The following is a 24,806-nucleotide window of genomic DNA, read 5'->3' on the forward strand; positions in this document are numbered from 1 at the left end:
CAATTCAAATATGTTAAAGAACAAGTTAATTCCTTTTATTAAAAACCTTTTTCAAACCAATGAAAAAGCAACAAAATCATATTGGGCATTGAGTATCTTTTTTGCAATTGCAATTGCAGCTCCTCTATTTAATATTTTATTTGAATTTAAGCCAGGAGTTAAAGATTTTTCTGATCATATTATTTCAAATGCTTCATTGTATGGATTGGATGTTTCTAAAAGAGTTTCTTTATTTTACAGAGCATTAATGATAATAATAATATCAACATTTACTTTTTTTGCATTTGTAAATAAATTAACAAATAAGGCTTCTGAGGCTAATGAAGATATTTTAAAGGCAATTTATTCCATTTCAATTATTGGAATTTTCTCCGTATTATCGGGTTTTTTAGTTATTAATATTGATTTCTCGAGCTATTTTTTATTGCTATTAGCTATTTTATTAATAACAGAAATTAAATTTAAAAAATTAAATCAAAATGTAAATCTAACGGTTTGGCCACTTTTAGTTGCTATTCCATCGGCACTTTTATTTTTTACGTATTTTAAAAAAAATAATTTCTTTGAATGGATAAAACCGGAAGTTTCTATAAAAACTCACGTATTAACAATTGAGCCTTTTTTATTGGCTTTCTTATTCTTTTTAATTCCTTTTCTTTTTCTTTTTTATTTTGTTGCTTTTAGAAATAAAGCCAATCCTAATGCGTTATTTAAAGCTTCAATTGTATTAGTAAGCGTTCCAATTGTATTATCTCTTTTACTAGAACTTAGTAATGTTGTTAATTTAAGGTTTGGATATATTTTTAATTCACCCCTTTTGCTTTTTACATTTTTACTTTTAGCCTCTTTTGTTATTTTTTATTTTTTACTTAAGAAGTATAAAAACACAACTTTTACAAAAGCATATTTTGAATCTTATTTTTTATCCATTTTATTAATTGGATTACTAGTAATTTTAGCTCAACCATGGCGAATGATTAGCCCTGAAAATGAGTTTTTTGAAACGGCAAATCACGGTTTATCTATTGATCATTTTTTTAGATATGGTAGCATTCCAATAATTGAAAACTTTGATGCTCACATGTTGCATTATCAGTTTTTCGCTTTCATTTATGGTTTTGTTAATGGTTATGAGCCAGCTGCAACGATGTTGTATGCTAATTATTTTTATGTAATTGAAGTTTTAGTTTTGTTTTTTGTTTTCAGAAAGGTTTTTGGAAAATTAAATAGTTTTCTTCTAGTACTTTGTTTACCAATTTTAACCGTAGTTTTAAATGAATTTACGTTTTCAGGATTGTTCATTTTAATGCTTTTGAAATTGATTAATAACAAGTCCACAAAGAATTTTTATTATTTCTGGATTGTCGCAGTCTTTTTATGTTTATACAAATTAGACATCGGATATGCAGCAATTTTATCCGGATTACTAACTTACGTAGTTCTAGAATATGTGATTTATAATAAAATTACAATTAAACCTTTAGTTAAATCAGGTGCTATTGTAGGTGGAGTATTTTTATTTATCTTTTGTTCGATTTGTTTATTAAAAGGCATAAATCCCATTTTTAGATTGCAAGAGTTTTTACTTGCAGCAAAATCTGATCAAAACTGGGGTGTTACTAGAATGGGAAATATGAACCATTTTCTGTTTAGAATTGCGTATTATATTGTTCCTGTAATAACTATTATTACTTTTATTTCAGTAATTATAAAATATGTTTTTAATAAAGATAAGCAGCTAGAGTTTTTTAAAAACAAGCAACATTTGAGTGCTTTTGCTTTTTTTATATTTTTCGTCCTTTTCTTCTTTTTTAATGCTCAGAGAGGAATTGTTAGACATAATTTCGAATATGACAATATTAAAAAAATTATTAGCACAGTTCCCTTTGCATTGATGATGTTGATGTTTGTTATCAATAAAAAAAATCAATTGATAAGTGCATTAACAATTTTGTTGTTTTCTTTTTTAATCTTAAACGCTTCAAAGCCAGACTTTAAAAACAAACACACCACATTGTTTAGAGAAGCAATTAACTCATATTCATTTCATGAGAAATTTTTAGAAGCTCAACGTTTTGATAACACAAGAGTTAGGGAAGCTTTTGATCAAAGTGAAATTAAAATGTTTAAAAAGTTATTAGATGTCGTTTTGCTACCTGAAGAAACCTATTACGACTTTTCTTCCAAAAACTTTTATCATGCATTAACAGGCAGAAAAAACCCTTCTTATGTTAATCAGACTCCTTTAATGATAAACGGAGATAAGGCACAAGACATTGAAATTAAAAAAATTAAAGAGGCGAATATTCCTATTATTTTAATGCCAATAAAAGGGATAATTTGGCATGCTATTGATGAGGTATATACCGATTTTAAATACTATAAAATGAGCGAGTATATCTATAATAACTATACTCCATTATATAGATTACCAACTTTTGATGTTTATGTTCTTAAAGGAAAAGAAAAAGAATATTTATCTAAAATTAAAGCAGCTGGGTTTTTAGAAAACAAAACAAATTTTACAGATTTCACTTTTTTCAACACCAATGCAATTTCAAAAAACAACATTCAAGTTGTTACAAATCCTGATAAGAGTATAACAATTAATACTGTTGGAGCAAGTCCTAATTTTATAGGATTATTAGATTATTTAAAAAAACAGAATCAAATTAAGGAATCTAATTTACCTTGTAAACTTGGGTTTTCTTTACAATCATTTTCTCAAGGAAATATAAAAATCTATTACAAATTAACTCCTGAAGAATCGTTTTCTGAGAATTTCGTAAAAGAGTTTCCTATAACAAATTTAGAAAACACAGAAATTAATTTAGAGCTGCCAAAAACACCAATAGAAATTATGGTAGCAGTTAACACTTCTGGCATTGTTTTAAAGGAATTTAGCATCACAAATGGCTCACAATCCGAAATTAAATCGCCTGAAAAAATTGATTATTTTATAGGTTTTGTGCCTAAATTGTGGGCAGAAGAATCAGAAGAAATTGCTTTTGAAAAGGTAGATTCGTTAAAAGAAATTGCCGAAGAAACAACAGCAAGTATTAGTGTAAATAAATTAAATTCATATTCTCAAGGTTGTTATGCATATTTAGAATTAGATTCGGAAAGCGATTCAAATGGAACAATAGAAATAATTTCAAATGACAATGTTAAAGCAAGTTATGCATTTAGTATAGTTCCAGGAAAACACAGCTACGCAATACGAATAAGTAATAGTTATTATTGGTGGAATAGTTCTACTTTAAAAATTAATTTTAGAGCAGAAAAAGTAATGAAAATTTCTAAATACTCACTTATTTTATCTGATGGCTCTCAACAAGAAATGTTTAAAGGAAACGGAATTACTTTAACAAATTTAAATGATGAAAACTGGATTAATGGTTGTAGCTTGCAATACAATATGATATTGTTTGATTATTCGCCTAAAAAAGAAAAAATATTAAAAGAGTTTAAAAAAATAAAACTTTCTAATGGTAGTGTTTTAAACATTACAGGTTTTTATGTTTCTGGTAACTATATTAATGTAACAATTAGCGAAAAGGTTTCAGACTTTGTTTCATTAATTGGATATCCAAATCATATAGAATTCATTAAATAAGATATGCAACAGTTTGATAAAATAATAATTGGTGCTGGTTTGTACGGACTTTATGCGGCTCTTTTTTGTGCAAAAAGAGGAGAGAATGTACTTGTTTTAGAACATGATCCAGAAGCATTCTCTAGAGCAACTTATATCAATCAAGCTCGTGTTCATATGGGATACCATTACCCTAGATCCTACACAACAGCAAAAAAATCTGCCGATTATTACGATAGATTTATTGAAGACTATAATTTTTGCATTCACAACAGTTTTGATAAAATTTATGCTATTTCTAAGAATTTTTCTTGGACAAATGCAGTTCAATTTAAAAAATTTTGTGCAGATACAGATATTCTATGTAAACCTATCAATATTGATGAATTTTTTAAAGAAGAATTTTGTGAAGGCGCTTATTTGTCAAAGGAATGTACTTACGATGCTTTGGTTTTAAAAAAGTACTTTTTAGATGAAATTAGCAAGTTTCAAAATGTTGAAATACAATACAATACATATATAACACAAGTAGAAAAAAGTTCTGATTTATATAGCTTAAAAACGAATCAAGATTCGGAATATCAATCAAATTTTATTCTAAACACAACGTATGCTTCAGTAAATCAAATACTAAAGTTATTTAAAGAAGAGCCTTTAAAAATTAAATATGAACTTTGCGAAGTAATTCTTTGTAAGGTTAGCGATAATTTAAAAAACGTAGGAGTTACAATGATGGATGGTCCGTTTTTTTCATTAATGCCTTTTGGACAAACCGGATATCATTCGTTAACTGCAGTAAATTACACACCACATAAAACATGTTATTCTGTTTTTCCTGAATTTGATTGTCAAAAGAAAAGTAACAACAATTGTAGTAGTAATAAATTAGGAAATTGTAATACTTGTGTAGCAAAACCAAAAACATCTTGGCCATATATGTTAGCTCTGGCAAAAAAATACTTAAATGATGATATAAAAATAGAATATGTTGAATCTTTATATTCAATTAAACCTATTTTGCAAGAATCTGAAATAGACGATTCAAGACCAACGGTTATAAAAGAGTTCTCAAAAAATCCTAAATTAGTATCAGTTTTGTCAGGAAAAATTAATACGGTTTATGATTTAGACCTTATTTTATCTAATAAAGAATAAAATGAAAGAAAAAAAATTAATCTCTGTAATCCTTTATTTATATAATAATGAAAACAGCATTCTCGATTTTTTATCTCAAATTACAAAGCAGGCAGATTTGCTGTTTGAACAATTTGAGGTAATAATTGTAAACGATTGTTCTACCGATAATTCTGTTAAAAAAATAAAATCGGCAGAATTTTTAAAATCTTTTCAAGTTTCTATCATTCAAATGAGTTTTCACCAAGGTGTTGAACTTTCTATGAATGCCGGATTAGATTTGTCAACCGGTGATTTTGTGTATGAATTTGATAGTGTAGTAGTTGATTTTGATATTAATTTAATTGAAAGTTCCTATCGAAAAATACTAGAAGGTTACGACATTGTTACTGTTTCTCCAAAAGAAAACGATAAAATATCGTCAAAACTATTTTATAAAACCTATAACTTTTTTTCAAAATCAAATCATAAACTAAGAACCGATAGGTTTAGAATTTTGTCTAGGAGAGCAATAAACAGAGCTTTTTCGATTAGCGCTACAATACCATACCGCAAGGCAATGTACATTAATAGTGGGTTGAAAATTTTTAATATAGAATTTGAAAAAATAAAATCCACAAAATTATATGGTGAAAAACAATACTTAAGAAACAAAACAGCTATAGATGCTTTAATAATTTATACCAATTTAGCTTTTAGACTTTCAGTTTCTATTTCGTTACTTTTATTATTAAGTACTTTAAGTATTATTATATATACAGTTTTTATCTATTTTGGAGAAGACAAACCTATTGAAGGATGGACAACAATTATGCTTTTAGTATCAGGAAGTTTCTCAGGCCTTTTCTTGTTAATAGCCTTTATTATCAAGTATTTATCATTAATATTAGAGTTAGTATTTAAGAAAAAATCATATATCCAAGAAAATATTGAAAAAATATAATTTGTTTACTTTTTTTTTATAGTTTTGCATGGTAAAAAAATGAAAATATAATGAAAACAAAAGTTTTAATTGGGTTATTTGCTCTGTCACTAGTTTTTTCTTGTAAGCAAAAAAGCGAAGTAGAAGAAAATGCGACAAAAACCGAAAATAGTGAAGTTGCTTCACCTGAGTTAACTACAATTCAATTAGCTAATTATTCAGATGATAATTGGAAAAACGGTGTTGGATTAACGTTTAATATGTTATTGGTAGATTACTCAAAAGAAAAATTTGAACTAATTTCTAAAGGAACAGAATTAAATTTACCTAGCGGTGAAAAAGTACCTTATATTGGATACGAAACTCAGGATAATTACATTCATATTATGTTAGCAGATAAGCCAACTGCTTTTCAGTCAGCTATTGAATATCCAAATGAAATTACTATTAAGTAATTATTCAAAAAATTAAAAATAAAAAATCCGATTATTCAATCGGATTTTTTATTTTTATATAAATTACTAAGTCTATGAAGCTTTTTAAAATGTTTATAACGTTATTTTCACTTGTTGTTTTACTAAGTTGTGAAAAAAACGAGAATACAAATTCATTAAAAATGGATTTAGATGTTGTTATTAGAGAAACAGATTCAATACAAATCTATTACACACAAAATACTTCGGTTCAATTTAAAGAAAAGCAATCTTTTTGGAAAAAAGTTTCAGGAAGTAAAAAAAATCAAACAATTTCAATAGTATTTCCAGACTCTATTCATCCCAAACAACTTAGAATCGATTTTGGTCGAAATATAAAGCAATCAGAAATTATCTTAAATGAAATTATTTTCTCTTATAAAAAGAAAAGTTTTTCTGCAAAAGGAGAAGAAATTTATCATTTATTCAGAGTAGATGAATCAAATACTTTAATAGATAAGTTAATTGGTAGTTTAAAAAGAAAAGACGAAAATCAATTAGTTGGTCCCTCTTTATACCCTAAAGGCGATAAACTCAATAAACAATTAAATCAATTGTATTCTGAAAAGTAAATGCTAAAATTACTTAAAAAAATACTACTTCATCAGCAATTCCATAAACTAAGTGTATATGGTTTTGGGCAACTATTCAATTTGGTTACACCATTATTGGTGGTTCCTTATATTGTATCGGTTTGTGGTGAAGAAAATTTTGGAAAGACTGCCGTTGGAATGGCAATTGCCTTTTTTTTAATAGTATTTGTCGACTTTGGCTCAGATATAATTGGCGTAAGAGAAGTAGCTATAAATAGAGATAATCCAGTAATTTTAAACAAAATTTTCACTACAACATATGTTGTAAAAGCTATTATTTTGTTTTTTGTTTTACTTATTATTAGCATAGTTTTTGTTTCTTTTCCCTTTTTTAAAACAGAGAAAACCATGTTTTTTCTTGGGTTATCAGTTTTAATAGGTCAATTTATAAATCCAACATGGTTTTTACAAGGAATTGAAAATGTAAAGTGGATAACTATATTAAATGTAATTTCAAAAATTATTTATTTACTCGGAATCTTTTTAACCATAAAAAATGAGTCAGATTATATTTATGTAAATTTATGGTGGGGATTAGGAATGATAATTTCTAATGCATTTGTATTTCTTTGGATAATAAAAAAACATCAATTTTCTTTTATAGGAATTAATAAAGAAGAAGTTTACAAACATATTATTAATGATTTTTCAATGTTCTCTTCCCAAATTTTCCTTTCATTACAACTTTATGCTCCAGTAGTATTAATTAGTTATTTTGGGAGTAATTTAATGGCAGGGCAATATAGAATTGTAGAACAAATTATTGTAGTTTTTAAAACTTATATCTTTTTGTTTTTCAACTTTGTTTTCCCAAAAATTTGTTACCTAATTGAAATAGATTACAAAAGAGGAATTAAAAATTGGATTATTTATAATAGCACAAATTTTGTTTTTGTCTTAGTTGGAATGCTTTTTTTCCATCTTTATTCTTATGAAATAGTTTCTTATTTTAATCCAACCAATCGTTATGTTTTAAGTAATTTGCTCGAAGTGGCAGTTTTTATTCCTTTAATTTTAGCCCTATCTATTCCTTTAAAACAGTTAATTTTAGCCTTTAATTATAAAATATTTTATGTTAGATTAACATCGGTTATGGTAATTATTAATTTATTAGCTATTGTTTTTTTATTGCCAAAATTTAAAGTTTACGGCGTATTTTATTCTTTAATTGCAACGGATTTAATAGTTATTATTTTTTATATTTACCAACTAAAGAAAAACAAAAACTTTCATGATTAAGTTATTATTTCAAAAATTACTTAACAAAGCCGGAAAAAATTATACAATAGACCCTTTAATTCCTTCCAATTTACTTGTTTCTAACTTGCTACAACGTTTAATTATGATGAGCAGAGGTTATTTTTGGTTGTATAGAAAAATTTTTTTAGGAAAAGGAAGTCATATAAGTAATAAAAGAAATATTGCTTTTGGGAATAACATTACTATTGAAAACTATGTAAATATTGATGGTTTTGCGAAAAACAAATTAATTTTTGGTAATAATGTTAAAATTGGAGCCTACTCTTGGATTTCTTGTACAAGTCATATGTCAAAATATGGTGAAGGAATTTCTATAGGAAATAATTCAGCTTTTGGAAGATATACAGAATTTGGTGCTGCTGGAGGAATTCAAATAGGAAATGATGTAATTGCAGGATCTTATATAAGTTTTCATTCGGAAAACCATAATTTTGGAGATTTATCTAAGTTGATTAGAGAACAAGGAGTAACTTCAAAAGGTATTAAAGTAGGAAATAATGTTTGGATTGGAGCAAAAGTTACTTTTTTAGATGGATCAGAAATCGGTGATAATTGTGTAGTAGCAGCAGGAGCAGTTGTAAATGGAGTTTTTCCAGATAATGTTGTTATTGGTGGTGTTCCAGCAAAAATAATTAAAACTATTGCATAATGAAGTTAACTCTTAATAAAGCTTTTTATTATCAAATATTCTTCACTTTTTGTGTTATTATTCCCTTTTTTAATAATTACGAAATTTCGTTTATTACTTGGTTAATAGCTTTAGGATTAACAATTAAGAAATCTTATTCTGTTCCTTTTATTCGTTATGTTTCTTATTTCATTTTTATTTTCATTGCAGCATTAATAGTTGGTTTTTTTTATCAGTATAGGCTTTATTTTGTAATTAGAGATATTACATATTTATTAAAACCAATTTTGGGTCTTATTATAGGCTATCAATTTTTTAGTAGTCAAATTAAAAACCCATTTAAGTTTTTATTGTATTCAGGATTAGCTATGGCAATTATCCATCTTTGCTTAGTTGGTTACGGAATTTTATTTCAAGGCGCTAAAAGTGTTGCTAGTATTAGAGAATACGGAGGTTATTTCAATGATTATGAAATATATGCTTTTATTATTTTATTGTTTCATAAAAAATTTCAAATAGAAATATTACCAAAAAACTATAAACTTTTCTTAGTTATTATGGGTTTTTCTACTTTTTTCTATTTAGCCAGAACTAATTTTATACAATTTGTTATTTTATTTATGGCAATGAAGGGTTGGTTAATTTTAAATAAAAAATCTTTTATCATTTTGGGATCGCTTTTTTTAGTATCAGTATTGTCGTATTCTGCAATATATATATACAATCCCAAAAGAAATGGCGATAGTGTTAATGAATTCTTGTACAAAATAAAATTAATCCCACTAGAAGCATTTGCCACAAAAATAAATAGAGGAGATTGGAAAGATTTTCATGATCATTATCGTTCTTATGAAAATGTAAGAACCATTGAACAATTGTATTACAATAATTCGTACTTATTTGGAGAGGGTATTGGTTCTCAAGTAGATTTAAAACAAAAAGTTCGTTTGGGAGACATGGATTTAAGACATATTTCAATTTTACATAATGGATATATGACAATTTTCCTTAAAGCAGGAATTCCAGGACTTTTATTACTCTTTGGCTCCATATTTTATTTCTTTAAAAAACGCCCTTATATTAATGAATTAGATAATAATATAAATTTACTTTTTTTAGGAACAGGTTTGTTTCTTATAGTTTCCTATTGGGTTTTTATGGGTTATTATAATTTGTTAGATTCTAAAACATTACTCATAGGATTTTTATTTGCTTATAAAAATCAGCTTATAAAAAAATCTTTTTAATGAAAAATATTCTTTTCATACATCAGTCTGCCGAATTATATGGCTCCGATAAAACGTTGTTGTTATTATTAAAAAATTTAGATAAAAAAGAGTTTAATCCTGTTGTAATATTACCTTTTGACGGACCTTTAAAAGAAGCTTTAGAAAAAGAAAATATAGAAGTAATAATTGCACCAGTTCTAAAATTGTATAGAAAACTATTTACTCCAAAAAATATTTTAAATTTTTTTAAAGAAATAGAATTAGCTTTTAAAATCGTAAACGAATTAAACAAAAAATATCAATTTAGTTTAATTTATTCTAATACATTAGCTGTTTTACTTGGAATAATGTTTGCCCGAAAGCACAATATAAAACATTTATGGCATGTGCATGAAATAATTGAAAAACCAAAAGTATTTAAAAATGGATTTATTAAATTATTGGCTTTAAAGTGTAATAGTTTTATTGTTTACAATTCTAAAGCAACACAACTTTTTTGGGAAACTAATAAAAAGATTTCAAAAAAAGGGACAGTAATTTGGAATGGAATAGAAACAAATTTACCTCAAATTAGCGCTGCAGAAGTTTCTGAAATTAGAACCAACAAGTTTTTAGCAAATTCAAATCAAATAGTAATTGCATTAGTTGGAAGAATTAGCAGATGGAAAGGCCAAATGATTTTATTAGAAGCCTTTAATAAAATGGTTTCAAAAACAGAAAATATAAAATTAATATTTGTTGGTGCCCCTCCACCAAATCAAGAAAATTTTCAAGAAGATTTAGAAGAAAAGATAGCTTTATATCATTTGGAAGATAAAGTTTTGATAATTCCTTTTCAAAATGAAATTCATAAAATATGGCAGGCAATCGATATAGCTGTAGTGCCTTCTACAGAGCCAGAACCTTTTGGAATGGTTGCAATTGAAGCAATGTTGGCTCAAAAGCCTGTTGTAGCTTCAAACCATGGAGGTTTAACCGAAATAGTTGTAAATAACGAAACAGGATTCTTAATAACACCAAATAACGAACAAGAACTAGTAATTGCATTAGAGAAACTAATTCATAGTGAACTAATAAGAAAACAAATGGGCGAAAAGGGTTATACAAGGGTTATAAATGAATTTTCAGTTGCACATTATGTCGATTCATTTGAAAAATTCTTCCATAACTATTGTTAATAAACCACTAGTAGTCTTTCGTTAACTTTCTTTTAAAAATAGTTCTAAAATAGTTACATTTGAAAAAATATTACATTTTTAATGAAGATTGCTATATTAGGAACACGCGGAGTACCCAATTATTACGGAGGTTTTGAACAATTTGCTGAATTTTTTTCTGTTTATCTAGCCGAAAGAGGTCACGAAGTTTATTGTTATAACTCACATAACCATCCCTATCAAGAAAAAACATTTCATGGTGTGCATATTTTACACCAACATGATCCAGAATATAAATATGGAACTTTTGGACAGTTCATTTATGATTACAATTGTATTATGGATGCTCGTAAAAGAGATTTCGATATTATTTTACAATTAGGGTATACAAGCAATTCTATTTGGTTCTTTTTAATGCCAAAAAAAGCAATCAATATCATTAACATGGATGGTTTAGAGTGGAAACGTTCTAAATATTCATGGCCAATTCAACAGTTTTTAAAAGTAGCCGAATGGTTAGCCGCAAGATCTGGAGATTACTTAGTGGCAGATTCATTAGGAATTCAAACATTTTTAAAAGAAAAATATAAAAAAGAATCAACTTATATTGCTTATGGAGCTCATTTATTTGATTCTCCAAATGAAAGTATTTTGCAACAATACCAAGTAGAGGAAGGCAATTATAACATGGTTATGGCTCGTTTTGAACCTGAAAACAATTTAGATATGGTTTTAGAAGGGGTAGCTTTAAATAAAGAAGACAAAACACCTATTTTGGTTATTGGAAAGCATGAAACAAAATATGGAGCTTATTTAAAAAACAAGTTCAAAGATTTTTCAAACATTCGTTTTATTGGCGGTGTTTACAATTTAGAACACCTTAATAATTTAAGGTATTTTAGTAATCTGTATTTTCATGGTCATAGTGTAGGAGGAACAAACCCTTCTTTATTAGAGGCTATGGCTTCTAAAGCATTAGTTATTGCACATAATAATAATTTTAATAAAGGGGTGCTTAAAGAAAATGCATATTATTTTTCTAATCCAATAGAGGTTAAAAAAATCTTAAATACTATCAAAAAAAATGATAACTTGCAGTTTATATCAAACAATTATCAAGCAATTGCAAACGACTTTAATTGGGAAAAAATAAATGGCGATTATTTACAACTTTTTGAAAAAGCTATGGCAGAATCTTCTAAACGAAAGTAAATCAAATATATCTTTTTTACCTTTGGTTTTGCTAATGGTATCAATTCCTTTACAATTAGGAATTAGTAATGTTTTTTTAGGGTTGTTTATTATATCGGTTTTATTAAATAAGTACAAATCTAAATTCCATTTCTCGTTAGTTTTACTATTACCTATATTCCTTTTTTTATGGATGATTTTGTCCTATTTTTGGTCAATTGATGCTACAAGAACTCTTCATTCGATTCCAAAAGAAATAGCATTATTAGTATTGCCTTTAGCTTTTTTGATTGTGTCAATTACAAAAAAACAAAAACAAGATTCTATAAGAATCTACAGTTTTGCTATGGTGTTTTTTGTATTATATTTCTTGTTTAGAGCATTTATACGATATGCAATTACCCAAGACACGAGGGTTTTCTTTTACCATGGAGAAAATGATGACGATTATGGTTTAGTGCCAAAATTGTTAAATGCTATCCATCTTTCTGTATTTGTTGCAATTGCTTTTTTTTATTTTTTTACACAAGAAGTAAAATCAAAATTAACTATTTTTCTAACATTTTTGTTGTTTGGTTTTATTGCTTTATTGTCTTCAAAAAATATAATTTTAGTTGTAATAATATTAATCTGCGTTTATCTCCTTTTTTATTCTAAAATTGCCAATAAAATGAGACTAAGAAACTTAATTGTTATGTTAATAATTTTAGGTTTATCGTTTTCATTCGGAAAAATTAAAGAAAGATTTCAGTCAGAATTTCAACAAAACACAGCTAAAAGTTTATCAAATAATGTAATTCGAAAGAGTGTACAAAATGTTCATAATGTAAGTATTTATGAAGCCTGGAATAATGAAAAATTTTATCCAAACGCATTTTTTCCAGGAACGGCTTTTCGTGTATATCAAGCCAGATTGTTTTTTGAGTTTTTAAATGAAGAACCAATTTTATTAAAAGGTTTTGGTTTAAACGCCTCAGTAAATAAATTAGAAGAAAAAGGTGAAAAATATAACGTTTTCCTTGGAGATGAAAACACTGAAGGATATCAAAAAAAGAATTTTCACAATCAATATATTCAAAATTTTGCTGAACTAGGAGTTATTGGTTTTGTACTATTGATAATAATGGTGTTTATTAATTTAAAAAATGCATTAAAAAGCAAAGATTTTGTTCATATTGCTTTTGCAATTCTAATGATAAGCTTATTTTTGACCGAGTCTTTTTTATGGAGACAACGAGGCGTATTGTTTTTTATGATTTTTTATTGTCTATTTAACACTATGAATCAACCTAAATTAGAAAAAAATTAAAATGAAAAGAATATTAATTACAGGTGCTGCAGGTTTTTTGGGTTCTCATCTTTGCGATAGATTCATTAAAGAAGGTTACTTTGTTATAGGAATGGATAACTTAATAACAGGAGATTTAAAAAACATAGAACATCTTTTTAAAGATAAAAATTTCGAGTTTTATCATCATGATATTACAAAATTTGTTCATGTACCTGGTGAATTAGATTATATCTTACATTTTGCTTCACCCGCAAGTCCAATTGATTATTTAAAAATTCCGATCCAAACTTTAAAAGTAGGATCGTTAGGAACACATAACTTATTAGGTTTAGCTCGTGTTAAAGGAGCTAGAATTTTAATTGCTTCAACATCTGAGGTATACGGAGATCCTTTGGTTCATCCACAAACAGAAGAATATTATGGAAACGTAAATACCATTGGGCCTCGTGGAGTTTATGATGAGGCAAAACGTTTTCAAGAATCTATAACAATGGCATATCATACTTTTCATGGTGTAGAAACTAGAATTGTTCGTATTTTTAATACTTATGGACCAAGAATGCGATTAAACGACGGTCGTGTAATTCCGGCTTTTATTGGACAAGCGCTTAGAGGAGAAGATTTAACTATTTTTGGAGACGGCAGTCAAACTCGTTCGTTTTGTTATGTAGATGATCAAGTTGAAGGAATTTATAGATTATTACATTCCGATTATCATTTACCTGTAAACATTGGAAATCCTGATGAAATAACAATTAAAGATTTTGCAGAAGAAATTATCAAGTTAACAGGAACCAATCAAAAAGTGGTTTATCATCCGTTACCAGTTAATGATCCTATGCAAAGACAACCTGATACTACTAAAGCAAGAGAGATTTTGGGCTGGGAAGCTAAAGTTTCAAGATCCGAAGGGATGAAAATTACGTATGATTACTTTAAGACACTTTCATCAGAAGAACTTTTAAAAGAAGAACACAAAGATTTTTCTAAGTTTATATATTAATTTATGCAAAAAGGAAGATATTCCAAATACATTCGTCCTATAAGTATCCTCATAGATTTATTTTTAATTCTTGGGTTATTGCCTTTATTTTTTAAGGGCTTAGATATTAATTTCAATATTTTTGGAGTTTATCTTACTTTTACTTGGATTGTGGTATCTTTCTTTTCAGCTTTTTATAACGTTTATAGATTTACAACACCTGTAGAGATCTTAACTAAAATTGCAAAACAAAGCGTATTTTTTGTATTACTTATAATTGCTTTTTTCCCATTTAATAAAGATGTTATTTTTAGTGGAAAGGCAATAGCATTATATTCGGTGTCTTTATTCTCAATTATAATTGTTATTAAAAGCTTACTTTTTTATTATTTAAAAAAATACAGAATAGTAACAGGTAATAATTTTAGAAATGCTATTATTATTGGTTATAGTGAAGAAGCAATAGACTTAAAGAGAATATTTGAAGAAAGACCCGATTATGGATATCGTTTTAAAGGTTATTTTTCAGATAAAAAAAGTAATGAGAATATCTTAGGGAAAGTTGATGCAATAAAATCATTTTCATTAGAAAATAATATAGATGAAATTTATTGTTCTTTAAATGAACTTTCAAACGAAAAACTAAAAGATCTAGTCGAATTTGGAGACGAAAACAACATTAGTGTAAAGTTTATTCCAGATTCTAAAGCTATTTTTTCAAAAAACTTAAAAATAGATTATTACGAACTTTTTCCTGTTTTATCTTTACAAAAAACAGCACTTCACGACCCTTTGATTAAGAATTTCAAAAGAATATTTGATTTTATTTTTTCATTATTAGTGGTTGTTTTAGTTCTTTCTTGGTTAACACCTTTGATGGCACTTTTAATAAAAATTGAATCTAGAGGGCCTGTTTTTTTTAAACAGAGCCGACCAGGTATAGATGAACAAGAGTTTTTATGTTATAAGTTCAGATCTATGAAACTTAATATAACTACTGAAAAAGAAGCTTCAAGAAACGACCCTAGAGTTACACGTATAGGTCGATTTATTAGAAAAACAAGCATAGATGAATTACCACAGTTTTTTAATGTTTTACTTGGCGATATGTCTGTTGTAGGACCAAGACCCCATTTATGGTCACAAAACAAAACGTATGGTAATAAGATTAAAAAATATATGGTTCGTCATTATGTAAAACCAGGAATTACGGGTTTAGCACAAGTTAAAGGCTGTAGAGGAGAAATAGAAACGGATATTGATATGGTAAACAGAATTAAATATGATGTTTATTATATTGAAAATTGGTCTTTATTGATGGATCTTAAAATAATAATTCAAACGGTGGTTAATATCTTTAAAGGGGAAGAAAAAGCGTACTAATGAATGCTTTAGTTTCCATAATTACGCCGTCTTATAACTCTGCAAAATTTATTGCCGAAACCATTCAATCCGTACAAAATCAAACCTATCAAAATTGGGAAATGATTATTATAGATGATGGTTCTTCAGATGAAACAGAAAGTGTAGTATTTGCCATTATTCAAAACGACAATCGCATTCAATTTCATAAATTAACTCAAAATTCTGGTCCCGCTGTTGCCCGAAATACTGGAATTGAAAAAGCGTCAGGAGATTATTTGACGTTCATTGATGCCGATGATATTTGGTTTCCAACTTTCATAGAAAACAACATCAAAACTATTAATGAAACCGGAATTCCATTTGTTTTTTCGTCTTACAGAAGAGCCAATGAACAATTAGAATTTGTGTATTCCGATTTTATTGTACCTCATAAAGTTTCGTATACCGACATTTTAAAATCTAATTCTATTAGCTGTTTAACGGCATTTTTGGATATAAAAAAACTAGGTAAAAAATACATGCCACTTATCCGAAAGCGCCAAGATATGGGATTGTGGTTGAATTATTTAAAAGTAATTCCTTTTGCATACGGAATCCAAGAAACACAAGCTATTTACCGGATCAGAGAAAATTCCCTTTCTCGCAAAAAATCAGATTTAATAAAGTACCAATGGCAATTTTATAGAGATATTGAAAAGCTGACTATTTTTCAATCCTTTTATTATATGTTACATTGGATGTATAGAGGTTTTATGAAGTATAGAAATTAGGTTCTTTGCCACAGATTTAAAGATTCAAAGGATTTTCTATGTTTTTAATGTAAAGTTAAACGACTTACATTTTTTTAAAACTATGTGGCTATGTGTTTAATTTCAAAGCATCGACTGAAATTGCTTCAATTTTCCTCTTTTTGTTCTTTCTAAAACTTCTTTTCGGTTGTAGGTGAAATGTAATCCAGGTTCTAAATATTTTGCGATTGCTTTTTCTATTTCCTGAATTTGTTCCGAAGTTAGTTTTTCAGAACTCACATAATCAATTTCAAAACTATCTAGTTTGGTTTGTCGCACAATAAATTCTTTTACGTTTCCGTCGTCTTCAATAATACTTTTAGTTACGTAGTAAAACGTTAATCCAGGTGATTTTTTTCCACTTGGTAAAAGCGCAACATCACTAGTTCTTCCAATTAATTTTTTTAGAATGGGTTTTTTCAGCGTGCTTTTTTCATCAAAAATTCCCACATCTCCAATTTCATAACGAATAAACGGATGCGCTTTGTTGTATAATGAAGTAATCACCACTTTCCCTTCTTTTCCATATGGAAGAGGTTGGTTGTTTTCATCCAAAATCTCCACAAATAAAGTTTCCGAATTTACCTGCCATTCATCTTTGTTGTTTTGGAAGGCTATTAAATCCAATTCCGAAGCACCATATTCATTCACAACTGGAATTCCTAAATGCTTTTCTAGCAAGATTTTATCTTCCTCAAACAACATTTCTGAAGTTACCATGCAAACTTTCAACGTTGGACAAACATCGGTTAGAATGATATTTCGCGCTTGTAAGTATTTACCAAAAAGCACAATTGAACTCGTGTAACCATTGATATAATCAAACTTTTTCGTTTTAAAATGTTCTAAAACCCCATCTAATATTTTATCCGATAAATCAAAAATAGGAAAACGGTATCTTTTACTCAAAAAGTCTTTTAAACGTTCTTTTCTATACCCAATAAAATCCAACGGAATACCATAAAATCGTGCTTGATAGGACGAATTAAAATCAACATCATACCAGCCAAAACGGTGAATTATGGAAGCCCAAGTTATAGCATGTGCTTCTTTATCTTTAGCAAAAACAAATGGATCGCCACTTGAGCCCGAAGTTTTGTTTACAAAAACGGTTTTTTCTGTGTAGCTTTTCGACAATCTATCTTTTAAAGGTTTTTGTAAATCTTTTTTGGTGAGAACGGGTAAATTTGTCCAATTGTCAAAGCTGTCTTTTCCAACTAAATTTTGATAAAATGGATTGTTTCTCAAATGAAATTCAACAATTTCTCGCTTTTTAGTTTCGAGATAATCGGGATAATCTGTTTCTGAAATTTGTAGAATTTTCTCAAAATCAGCCTGAGCTTTCGCAATAGGAAAACCGCTTAATTTTAAAGAAAGATGAAACAAGTTGAACATTCGTTGGAATTTATCCAAAAGTAATAAATCTGAAAATAATCTTTCTTCTTTTTTCTTTTTTCTTTCTTCTTAAGAAATAGTACTTTTGCCAAACAACATAACAACACACAAAATGACTATTTTACTACTTGGTTCTGGCGGTCGCGAACACGCATTGGCTTGGAAAATGCTTCAATCTTCAAAATGTACTTCTCTTTTTGTTGCGCCTGGAAATGCAGGAACAGCAACCATCGCAAAAAATGTAGATTTAAATCCGAATGATTTTGAAGCCGTTAAAACTTTTGTTTTACAAGAAAAAGTAGCAATGGTTGTCGTAGGACCAGAAGATCCATTGGTTTTAGGAATTTATGATTTTTTCAAAAATGATTTAGAAATTAGCCACATTCCAGTAATTGGTCCATCAAAAGTTGGGGCACAATTAGAAGGAAGTAAAGAATTTGCCAAAGAATTTTTGGTAAAACACAATATTCCAACCGCTCGTTATGAAAGTTTCACTAAAGAAACCGTAGAGCAAGGTTGTCAATTTTTAGAAACTTTGGAAGCGCCATATGTTTTAAAAGCAGACGGATTGGCTGCAGGAAAAGGTGTTTTAATCTTATCGGATTTAGAAGAAGCAAAAACGGAATTACGTAATATGTTGGTGGGAGCTAAGTTTGGACAAGCAAGTTCTAAAGTAGTTATCGAAGAATTTTTAGATGGTATCGAATTAAGCTGTTTTGTTTTAACGGATGGGAAATCATATAAAGTATTACCAACAGCAAAAGATTACAAACGAATTGGAGAAGGCGATACAGGATTAAATACAGGTGGAATGGGTGCGGTTTCTCCGGTTCCATTTGCTGATGCTGTTTTATTAGAAAAAATAGAAACTCGAATTGTAAAACCAACCATCGATGGTTTACAAAAAGACGGAATAGAATATAAAGGATTTGTTTTCATTGGATTAATCAATGTGAAAGGCGAACCAATGGTTATCGAATATAATGTTCGTATGGGTGATCCAGAGACAGAGGTAGTAATGCCAAGGTTAAAAAGTGATTTGGTTGAAATTTTTGAAGCAATTGCGAATCAAGAATTAGATAAAATTACGTTGGAAATAGATGAAAGAGCAGCTACAACTATTATGGTAGTGTCTGGAGGTTATCCTGAAGACTACGAAAAAGGAAAAGAGATTTTCGGATTGGAAAACATTACCGATTCTATTCCTTTTCATGCGGGAACAAAAATTGAAAACGGGAAAGTTATTTCTAATGGAGGTCGTGTTATTGCGGTTACTTCGTACGGAAAAGACTTTGAAGAAGCCATAAAAAAATCCTATCAAAGTATAGAAAAACTACAATTTGATAAGATGTATTTTAGAACAGATATTGGCAAAGATTTATAATCCTGCCAATATCAAAAAATTATTTTAAAAACGAGTGCGCAGTTGTATCTTGCTCGTCTTCATTATTAGCTTTGAAAATGTTTAATTGCTTAATCCAATACGTCATAGCGCCACAACAGATAAGAATAAACACCCAATTAATAATATTAGCTGTCCACCAATTTGTTAACTCTAATTCTCTTAACATATCCATTGGAACAAACAAAAAGTCAACAAAAAGACTAGCAATTCCCTCAAATAATGATTTCATTTTGATAAAGTATTATATTTACACCACAAAAATATAATAATATTCTAATGTTAGCAAGCGTTTTTAGTAAAACAAGACCATTTAATTATTTAGTAATAGGAATTCTATCGCTTATTTTCTTTTCTGTTAAGATTTATGCTTTAGCTAAACCTTCTGCTGATTGGGTTTATTATATGGAACAGCTTGGCTTATATGTCTTACTTTTTGCTTCTTTGTTTATATTAAATTTTATTACACTTAAAAATGGTTTAACTAAAAACAACAATTATGCATTATTTTTGTTTTTGGTTTTTCTATTATTTTTCTCTTCTATTTTTCAGAATAAAAATATAATCATTTCTAATTTCTTATTGCTTTTGGCCTTAAGAAGATTAATTTCATTAAAATCTTTATTATCAACTAAAGAAAAAATATTCGACGCTTCTTTTTGGATTTTTCTCGCGGCCTTATTTCATTTTTGGAGTATTTTTTATATAATCTTGGTTTTTATTGCTATTATTCTCCACGTATCAAAAGATTACCGAAATTGGATAATTCCTTTTATAGCACTATTTGCCGTTACAGTTTTGTTTTTTCTTGCCAATAGTATTTTAGACAATAGTTTAATGAGTACGCTTTTGAGCAAGACATATATAAGTTTTGATTTTTATTATTTTGATAATATTTATCAACGAATTGCTTTAGCTCTTTTTACTTCTATAAGTCTTTTCTTTTTTGTGTCTCATCTTTTTGACATTCAAAATAAAGCATTGAATATGCAATCTTCGCACAAAACCATTTTGTTTTCTTTTATATTAGGTGTTGGAATTTATGTGCTTTCAGCAAATAAAAATAATGGAAGTTTGGCTTTTTGTTTTGGACCTTTAGCCTTAATAGGCGCTAATTTTATAGAAAAAATAGAAAATAATAGAGTTAAAGAAATTGTGCTTTATGCTTTATTAGGTTTGGGAATTTTCTTCTTTATAATGCAATTATAATTTGATACCATAAGCCAAATCACCAGCATCACCCAAGCCAGGAACAATGTAGTTGTGTTCGTTTAGTTTATCATCTAAAGCCGCCACCCATAAATGACAATTTGAAGGAACATTTTCTTCTAAATATTGAATACCTTCTGGAGTTGCAATAACAACTGCAATATGAATTTCTTTTGGCTGGTGTTCCAAATGCAATTTGTGTAATACCGCTACTAATGATTGTCCAGTGGCTAACATTGGGTCAATTAAAATTAGATTTTTTCCTTCGAAAGATGGTGCTGCTTGATATTCCACCAAAATCTCAAATTTATCGTCGTTGTCATAATGATGACGGTACGCTGAAACAAATCCATTTTCGGCATTATCAAAAAAGCTTATAAAACCTTGGTGTAACGCTAAACCAGCGCGTAAAATAGAACATAAAACTACAGGTTCGGCTATAGTTGTAGTATGTTTGATGCCAAGAGGTGTTTGTACATCAATACTTTTATATTCAAGCGTCTTACTTAATTCGTATGCCATTATTTCTCCAATACGCTCAATATTTTTTCTAAAGCGCATGCTGTCTTTTTGAATGTTTACATCACGAATTTGCGCTAAAAAATGATTAAGAATACTATTTTCTTCTGAGATATAATGAATGTGCATCGATTTTATTTTTTGTAATTGAGGATAAAAGTACAAAAAATCGCTATTTTTGTATCAATTTAAAAGCTATAATTATGTTTGCTGAATTTGCATTTCCCATTTTTGAACAAAGTATCAAAACATACCACATTATTGATGATGTGTATCAACCCGTTGTAAATCCTTTCGAAAAAGGAACTATTGAATATTTGTTGTTTGCGAAAAATTGGGTAGATACAGTGCAATGGCATTATGAAGATATCGTTCGTGATCCAAATATTGACCCGGTTGCGGCTTTAGATTTAAAACGTAAAATAGATGCTTCTAACCAAGTTCGTACCGATATGGTAGAATACATTGATAGTTATTTCTTAGATAAATACAAAGATGTTCAGGTAAAACCAAATGCAAAAATCAACACCGAAAGTCCAGCTTGGGCAATTGACCGTTTGTCGATTTTAGCTTTAAAAATATACCACATGAACGAAGAAGCTACAAGAGAAGAAGCTTCAGCTGACCATAGAGCAAAATGTCAAGTTAAATTAGACGTTTTATTAGACCAAAAAAACGACATGTTTACTTCAATCAGTCAATTAATTGAAGATATTGAAGCGGGAGATAAATACATGAAAGTGTATAAACAAATGAAAATGTACAACGACGAGGAGTTAAATCCGGTGTTGTATCAAAATAAAAAATAGTAATCTATTGCTATCTAAACCAAAACACATATTGGTAATAAGGCTCTCAGCCATGGGTGATGTCGCAATGACAGTTTCTGTGTTGAGAGCCTTAGTTTTACAATATCCTGACGTAAAAATTACCGTAGTTTCTCGACCGTTTTTTCAACCTTTTTTTGATGGTATTCCAAATGTGAATTTCTTTGGCGTGGATTTGAATAAGCGTCACAAAGGATTCTTAGGTTTATTGCGATTATTTTCGGATTTGCGAAAATTAGATATTCATTTTGTTGCCGATTTGCATAATGTACTTCGTTCAAAAGTGATTCGCACTTTATTTACCTTAAGCGGAAAAAAAGTCGCCGCAACCGATAAAGGAAGAACCGAAAAGAAAGCTTTAGTAAGTTTAACAAAAAAAGTTTTTGCTCCAGTTAAACCAATGGTCGATAGACACGTAGATACTTTCAAGCAACTTGGATTTTCAATTGATTTAACGAATGCTCGATTCCCAGAAAAAGCAGTTTTATCAGAAGAAATTCTGTCAATTACAGGAATTAAAAATCAAGATTGGATTGGAATTGCGCCTTTTGCACAATATGAAAGTAAGGTTTATCCTTTAGATTTAATGCAAGAAGTTATTGATGAATTAGCTAATAAAAATTATAAAATCTTCTTGTTTGGAGGTGGCGAAAAAGAGATACAGTTATTAAATCAATTGCAAAATAACCACAATAATGTTGTTGTTTTGGCTGGAAAATTACAATTCAAACAAGAAATAGAAGTTATTTCTAATTTAGACGTTATGCTTTCTATGGATTCAGGTAATTCTCATATTGCTGCAATGTTAGGAGTAAAAGTTATTACACTTTGGGGTGCAACTCATCCATATGCAGGTTTTAAGCCGTTTAATCAACCCGATGATTTTTGCATTACTTCTGACAGAAACAAGTTTCCATTATTACCAACCTCAATTTATGGCAATAAAAAAGTGGAAGGATACGAAGATGTAATGCGAACGATTTCTCCAGAAACAATAGTTGAAAAAATAAAAAAGTCGTAACATATAAAATGGTACGACTTTAACAAAAATCAAACTATAACTATTTCTTATACTCTTTAATTAATAGTTTTAATTCCTCAATTTCTTTTTTCAACTCTTCAATTTGTGCTTGTTGTTCTTGAATTGCTTTTACAGTAACCGGAATAATATCACTGTAATTAACACCTAAATGTTCGTTTTTAACCTCTTTGTAATCTCCATTTTCGTTAACAGGCACCCAACTATGGGTTTGCACTACTTCTGGTAAGATTTCCAATAATTGTTGAGCTGAAAATCCAATTTTCTTTTCTTGTTTCTCTAGGGGGATTGTTGTTTTTCCTAATTTATAGTTTTTCCAATTATATGTTATTGTATTTAATTTTAATAATTCTTTTAATCCATAATTCAAAGGCTGAACATTTGTTTTTAGATTCATGTCAGATGTTGTTATAACTCCATTTGTAGCATAAACTGCTCCCCATCTTCTGTTAGTTTTTCCTAATGTGTTACCAAATGAACTTGTTTCATCTGACATTGGATTAAAACCAGAACCTTCAAAAAATAGTTCATTGGTTCCATCAACAAAATATTCAATAGATCCTATAGCTACTGCAGAACCTCCCGAATTTGAATTACTAAATCCTGCAACAAAATCTTTTGTAAATGTTGTACTACCTGTGTCATTAAATGTAGTTCCATCATCAGAATCTAAAAATGCGTCATCTCCAAAATGAATATAGTTGTCGTCAAATCTAGTATCCATTATTTTTCTATCGGTTCCTTGAATAATCATTTCGCCAGGAAAAGCTGCTGATGTACTACTTCTAAAAGTTAAGTCGTTTGTGTCTAAATTTAAGGTAGTGCCTTGAGTTAAAGTGCCTCCTAGTCTAACAGTAGATCCAGTTAATGTTAAACCGTTAGTGTAAGTATTTGATCCGCTTCCAGAAGGTAAAGTTACAGAGTTACCATTTGAAATGGAGAGTGTGCTACCAACTAAACTTAACGTTTGGCTATCTGTACCAGATCCACCGCCTGCTGGAGTTTGCCAATAACCATTTCCATCAGCATCAGAAGTTAATACTTTCCCATCACCTTGCGTTCCATCTTCAAGTCTAAAACTATATGAACCAGGTGAAGCTATAGCAGTTTCAGTTACTAGTACATTATCTACAGAAGCTCCATAATCGTAATTTCCTTGATATTCAAATCTTAAAGAATAACTATTACCTGGAACAACAGTTGCAGTTCCTGAATAAGTAGTATTTGCATCTGTTGTTAAATTAAAAAAGTTTGCTCCAACTTGTGAAGAAGTTGTATTGTTATATAAATAAGCTCTAAATGAATCAGGTGCAGCTCCAAAGTTGTTATATCGGTAAGCAAAACTAATTGAGATGCTTGTAGTTGTAGGTGCAGTTGAGAAATTCATTATTGCAGTTGAATTTAACCCACAGCTTAATGCATCTGAACTGATATATAACCAAGTTCCAGTACATGAAGTACAATTTACATTTGCGTTTCCAGTACCAGTTACCCATCCTTGAGTAGCATTTCCTGTACAATCACTGTCTATTGTGTGATTTTGAGTTACTGTATAACTACTAAAATTTTCATTGATTAAGTTTACCGTACCACCGCTACTACCTGGTGTAGTTGAACCAAAAACGTGTAATGTAGCTGTTGGATTTGTAGTGTTTATTCCTACTTGGCTAAAAATCGTAAAAGTTGATATTAAAGAAATTAGCAGGTAATATTTTTTCATAATAATTACATTTATTTTGCGCAAATGTATTATTTAATGTATTTTTTCCTTAATTTTATACGTCTAATATTACGGAATTAGGACAAA

At 28.8% G+C, this 24,806-nt stretch carries 22 protein-coding genes; 18 read left to right on the forward strand and 4 right to left on the reverse strand.

What is annotated here, in order from left to right:
• Positions 1 to 10 precede the first annotated feature (10 nt).
• The 14 genes from GFJ99_RS00885 to GFJ99_RS00950 all read left to right on the forward strand — a co-directional run bounded on the left by GFJ99_RS00885 (position 11) and on the right by GFJ99_RS00950 (position 16,590).
• The gene (locus GFJ99_RS00885) at positions 11 to 3,616 is read left to right on the forward strand and encodes a hypothetical protein (protein ID WP_153207130.1); all 3,606 of its coding nucleotides are present in this window, start codon (positions 11 to 13) and stop codon (positions 3,614 to 3,616) included.
• Between the two features lie 3 nt (positions 3,617 to 3,619).
• The gene (locus tag GFJ99_RS00890) at positions 3,620 to 4,750 is read left to right on the forward strand and encodes an FAD-dependent oxidoreductase (RefSeq protein ID WP_153207131.1); all 1,131 of its coding nucleotides are present in this window, start codon (positions 3,620 to 3,622) and stop codon (positions 4,748 to 4,750) included.
• 1 nt (position 4,751) lies between these two features.
• Positions 4,752 to 5,672 carry a glycosyltransferase gene (locus GFJ99_RS00895; RefSeq protein WP_153207132.1) on the forward strand — a complete coding sequence of 307 codons (921 nt, stop codon included), beginning with the start codon at positions 4,752 to 4,754 and terminating at the stop codon, positions 5,670 to 5,672.
• A gap of 50 nt (positions 5,673 to 5,722) precedes the next feature.
• Positions 5,723 to 6,106 carry a hypothetical protein gene (locus GFJ99_RS00900; RefSeq protein ID WP_153207133.1) on the forward strand — a complete coding sequence of 128 codons (384 nt, stop codon included), beginning with the start codon at positions 5,723 to 5,725 and terminating at the stop codon, positions 6,104 to 6,106.
• Between the two features lie 74 nt (positions 6,107 to 6,180).
• Positions 6,181 to 6,696 carry a hypothetical protein gene (locus tag GFJ99_RS00905; RefSeq protein WP_153207134.1) on the forward strand — a complete coding sequence of 172 codons (516 nt, stop codon included), beginning with the start codon at positions 6,181 to 6,183 and terminating at the stop codon, positions 6,694 to 6,696.
• Positions 6,697 to 7,956, forward strand: a complete 1,260-nt coding sequence (locus GFJ99_RS00910; RefSeq protein ID WP_153207135.1) for an oligosaccharide flippase family protein — start codon at positions 6,697 to 6,699, stop codon at positions 7,954 to 7,956. It abuts the gene before it with no gap.
• Positions 7,949 to 8,626, forward strand: a complete 678-nt coding sequence (locus tag GFJ99_RS00915) for an acyltransferase (protein ID WP_008255446.1) — start codon at positions 7,949 to 7,951, stop codon at positions 8,624 to 8,626. Before GFJ99_RS00910 ends, GFJ99_RS00915 begins: the two co-directional genes overlap by 8 nt.
• Positions 8,626 to 9,852 (forward strand): O-antigen ligase family protein, encoded by a 1,227-nt coding sequence (locus GFJ99_RS00920; protein ID WP_153207136.1) that lies wholly within the window; start codon positions 8,626 to 8,628, stop codon positions 9,850 to 9,852. The genes GFJ99_RS00915 and GFJ99_RS00920 overlap by 1 nt, the downstream gene beginning before the upstream one ends.
• On the forward strand, positions 9,852 to 11,012 hold the full coding sequence (locus tag GFJ99_RS00925) for a glycosyltransferase family 4 protein (RefSeq protein WP_153207137.1): 1,161 nt from the start codon (positions 9,852 to 9,854) through the stop codon (positions 11,010 to 11,012). Before GFJ99_RS00920 ends, GFJ99_RS00925 begins: the two co-directional genes overlap by 1 nt.
• Positions 11,013 to 11,093: 81 nt before the next feature.
• Positions 11,094 to 12,203 (forward strand): DUF1972 domain-containing protein, encoded by a 1,110-nt coding sequence (locus GFJ99_RS00930; RefSeq protein ID WP_153207138.1) that lies wholly within the window; start codon positions 11,094 to 11,096, stop codon positions 12,201 to 12,203.
• A gap of 34 nt (positions 12,204 to 12,237) precedes the next feature.
• Complete coding sequence (locus GFJ99_RS00935; protein ID WP_162523897.1) at positions 12,238 to 13,491, forward strand: O-antigen ligase; 1,254 nt, start codon at positions 12,238 to 12,240, stop codon at positions 13,489 to 13,491.
• Between the two features lies 1 nt (position 13,492).
• On the forward strand, positions 13,493 to 14,476 hold the full coding sequence (locus GFJ99_RS00940; RefSeq protein ID WP_008255455.1) for a UDP-glucuronic acid decarboxylase family protein: 984 nt from the start codon (positions 13,493 to 13,495) through the stop codon (positions 14,474 to 14,476).
• Positions 14,477 to 14,479: 3 nt separating this feature from the next.
• Positions 14,480 to 15,838, forward strand: a complete 1,359-nt coding sequence (locus GFJ99_RS00945) for an undecaprenyl-phosphate glucose phosphotransferase (protein ID WP_153207140.1) — start codon at positions 14,480 to 14,482, stop codon at positions 15,836 to 15,838.
• Positions 15,838 to 16,590 carry a glycosyltransferase family 2 protein gene (locus GFJ99_RS00950; protein ID WP_153207141.1) on the forward strand — a complete coding sequence of 251 codons (753 nt, stop codon included), beginning with the start codon at positions 15,838 to 15,840 and terminating at the stop codon, positions 16,588 to 16,590. Before GFJ99_RS00945 ends, GFJ99_RS00950 begins: the two co-directional genes overlap by 1 nt.
• 102 nt (positions 16,591 to 16,692) lie before the next feature.
• Here GFJ99_RS00950 and GFJ99_RS00955 read toward each other — a convergent pair whose 3' ends face one another.
• Positions 16,693 to 18,003: a phenylacetate--CoA ligase family protein gene (locus GFJ99_RS00955; RefSeq protein ID WP_153207142.1), complete on the reverse strand. Its 1,311-nt coding sequence runs from the start codon at positions 18,001 to 18,003 to the stop codon at positions 16,693 to 16,695.
• Positions 18,004 to 18,115: 112 nt separating this feature from the next.
• On the opposite strand from GFJ99_RS00955, the gene purD reads away from it, so the two are divergent.
• Positions 18,116 to 19,387: a phosphoribosylamine--glycine ligase gene (purD, locus tag GFJ99_RS00960; protein ID WP_153207143.1), complete on the forward strand. Its 1,272-nt coding sequence runs from the start codon at positions 18,116 to 18,118 to the stop codon at positions 19,385 to 19,387.
• 19 nt (positions 19,388 to 19,406) lie between these two features.
• Here purD and GFJ99_RS00965 read toward each other — a convergent pair whose 3' ends face one another.
• Complete coding sequence (locus GFJ99_RS00965) at positions 19,407 to 19,637, reverse strand: uracil phosphoribosyltransferase (RefSeq protein ID WP_153207144.1); 231 nt, start codon at positions 19,635 to 19,637, stop codon at positions 19,407 to 19,409.
• A gap of 47 nt (positions 19,638 to 19,684) precedes the next feature.
• Between GFJ99_RS00965 and GFJ99_RS00970 the strand changes: the two genes are divergently transcribed.
• Positions 19,685 to 20,614, forward strand: a complete 930-nt coding sequence (locus GFJ99_RS00970; RefSeq protein WP_153207145.1) for a DUF6427 family protein — start codon at positions 19,685 to 19,687, stop codon at positions 20,612 to 20,614.
• Here GFJ99_RS00970 and upp read toward each other — a convergent pair.
• Positions 20,609 to 21,262, reverse strand: a complete 654-nt coding sequence (upp, locus tag GFJ99_RS00975; RefSeq protein WP_153207146.1) for a uracil phosphoribosyltransferase — start codon at positions 21,260 to 21,262, stop codon at positions 20,609 to 20,611. The two genes, GFJ99_RS00970 and upp, sit on opposite strands and share 6 nt — an antisense overlap.
• 74 nt (positions 21,263 to 21,336) lie before the next feature.
• Here upp and GFJ99_RS00980 point away from each other — a divergent pair, with 74 nt between their 5' ends.
• Together GFJ99_RS00980 and GFJ99_RS00985 are read left to right on the forward strand one after the other, a co-directional pair.
• A complete protein-coding gene (locus GFJ99_RS00980) occupies positions 21,337 to 21,942 on the forward strand; it encodes a DUF4254 domain-containing protein (RefSeq protein WP_153207147.1) in 606 nt (201 codons plus the stop codon).
• A gap of 52 nt (positions 21,943 to 21,994) precedes the next feature.
• On the forward strand, positions 21,995 to 22,981 hold the full coding sequence (locus GFJ99_RS00985) for a glycosyltransferase family 9 protein (protein ID WP_153207409.1): 987 nt from the start codon (positions 21,995 to 21,997) through the stop codon (positions 22,979 to 22,981).
• A gap of 40 nt (positions 22,982 to 23,021) precedes the next feature.
• Here GFJ99_RS00985 and GFJ99_RS00990 read toward each other — a convergent pair whose 3' ends face one another.
• Positions 23,022 to 24,719: a tail fiber domain-containing protein gene (locus GFJ99_RS00990; RefSeq protein WP_153207148.1), complete on the reverse strand. Its 1,698-nt coding sequence runs from the start codon at positions 24,717 to 24,719 to the stop codon at positions 23,022 to 23,024.
• Positions 24,720 to 24,806 lie beyond the last annotated feature (87 nt).

Source organism: Flavobacterium sp. LMO6 (assembly GCF_009495795.1).
Lineage (GTDB): Bacteria > Bacteroidota > Bacteroidia > Flavobacteriales > Flavobacteriaceae > Flavobacterium.

Coding starts and splice junctions, on each gene's coding strand:
- purD (WP_153207143.1), top strand. CDS start 18,116: ATGACTATTTTACTACTTGGTTCTGGCGGTCGCGAACACGCATTGGCT.
- GFJ99_RS00925 (WP_153207137.1), top strand. CDS start 9,852: ATGAAAAATATTCTTTTCATACATCAGTCTGCCGAATTATATGGCTCC.
- upp (WP_153207146.1), bottom strand. CDS start 21,262: ATGCACATTCATTATATCTCAGAAGAAAATAGTATTCTTAATCATTTT.
- GFJ99_RS00980 (WP_153207147.1), top strand. CDS start 21,337: ATGTTTGCTGAATTTGCATTTCCCATTTTTGAACAAAGTATCAAAACA.
- GFJ99_RS00920 (WP_153207136.1), top strand. CDS start 8,626: ATGAAGTTAACTCTTAATAAAGCTTTTTATTATCAAATATTCTTCACT.
- GFJ99_RS00945 (WP_153207140.1), top strand. CDS start 14,480: ATGCAAAAAGGAAGATATTCCAAATACATTCGTCCTATAAGTATCCTC.
- GFJ99_RS00935 (WP_162523897.1), top strand. CDS start 12,238: ATGGTATCAATTCCTTTACAATTAGGAATTAGTAATGTTTTTTTAGGG.
- GFJ99_RS00895 (WP_153207132.1), top strand. CDS start 4,752: ATGAAAGAAAAAAAATTAATCTCTGTAATCCTTTATTTATATAATAAT.
- GFJ99_RS00990 (WP_153207148.1), bottom strand. CDS start 24,719: ATGAAAAAATATTACCTGCTAATTTCTTTAATATCAACTTTTACGATT.
- GFJ99_RS00890 (WP_153207131.1), top strand. CDS start 3,620: ATGCAACAGTTTGATAAAATAATAATTGGTGCTGGTTTGTACGGACTT.
- GFJ99_RS00950 (WP_153207141.1), top strand. CDS start 15,838: ATGAATGCTTTAGTTTCCATAATTACGCCGTCTTATAACTCTGCAAAA.
- GFJ99_RS00940 (WP_008255455.1), top strand. CDS start 13,493: ATGAAAAGAATATTAATTACAGGTGCTGCAGGTTTTTTGGGTTCTCAT.
- GFJ99_RS00915 (WP_008255446.1), top strand. CDS start 7,949: ATGATTAAGTTATTATTTCAAAAATTACTTAACAAAGCCGGAAAAAAT.
- GFJ99_RS00885 (WP_153207130.1), top strand. CDS start 11: ATGTTAAAGAACAAGTTAATTCCTTTTATTAAAAACCTTTTTCAAACC.
- GFJ99_RS00955 (WP_153207142.1), bottom strand. CDS start 18,003: ATGTTCAACTTGTTTCATCTTTCTTTAAAATTAAGCGGTTTTCCTATT.
- GFJ99_RS00905 (WP_153207134.1), top strand. CDS start 6,181: ATGAAGCTTTTTAAAATGTTTATAACGTTATTTTCACTTGTTGTTTTA.
- GFJ99_RS00965 (WP_153207144.1), bottom strand. CDS start 19,637: ATGAAATCATTATTTGAGGGAATTGCTAGTCTTTTTGTTGACTTTTTG.
- GFJ99_RS00910 (WP_153207135.1), top strand. CDS start 6,697: ATGCTAAAATTACTTAAAAAAATACTACTTCATCAGCAATTCCATAAA.
- GFJ99_RS00930 (WP_153207138.1), top strand. CDS start 11,094: ATGAAGATTGCTATATTAGGAACACGCGGAGTACCCAATTATTACGGA.
- GFJ99_RS00970 (WP_153207145.1), top strand. CDS start 19,685: ATGTTAGCAAGCGTTTTTAGTAAAACAAGACCATTTAATTATTTAGTA.
- GFJ99_RS00985 (WP_153207409.1), top strand. CDS start 21,995: ATGGGTGATGTCGCAATGACAGTTTCTGTGTTGAGAGCCTTAGTTTTA.
- GFJ99_RS00900 (WP_153207133.1), top strand. CDS start 5,723: ATGAAAACAAAAGTTTTAATTGGGTTATTTGCTCTGTCACTAGTTTTT.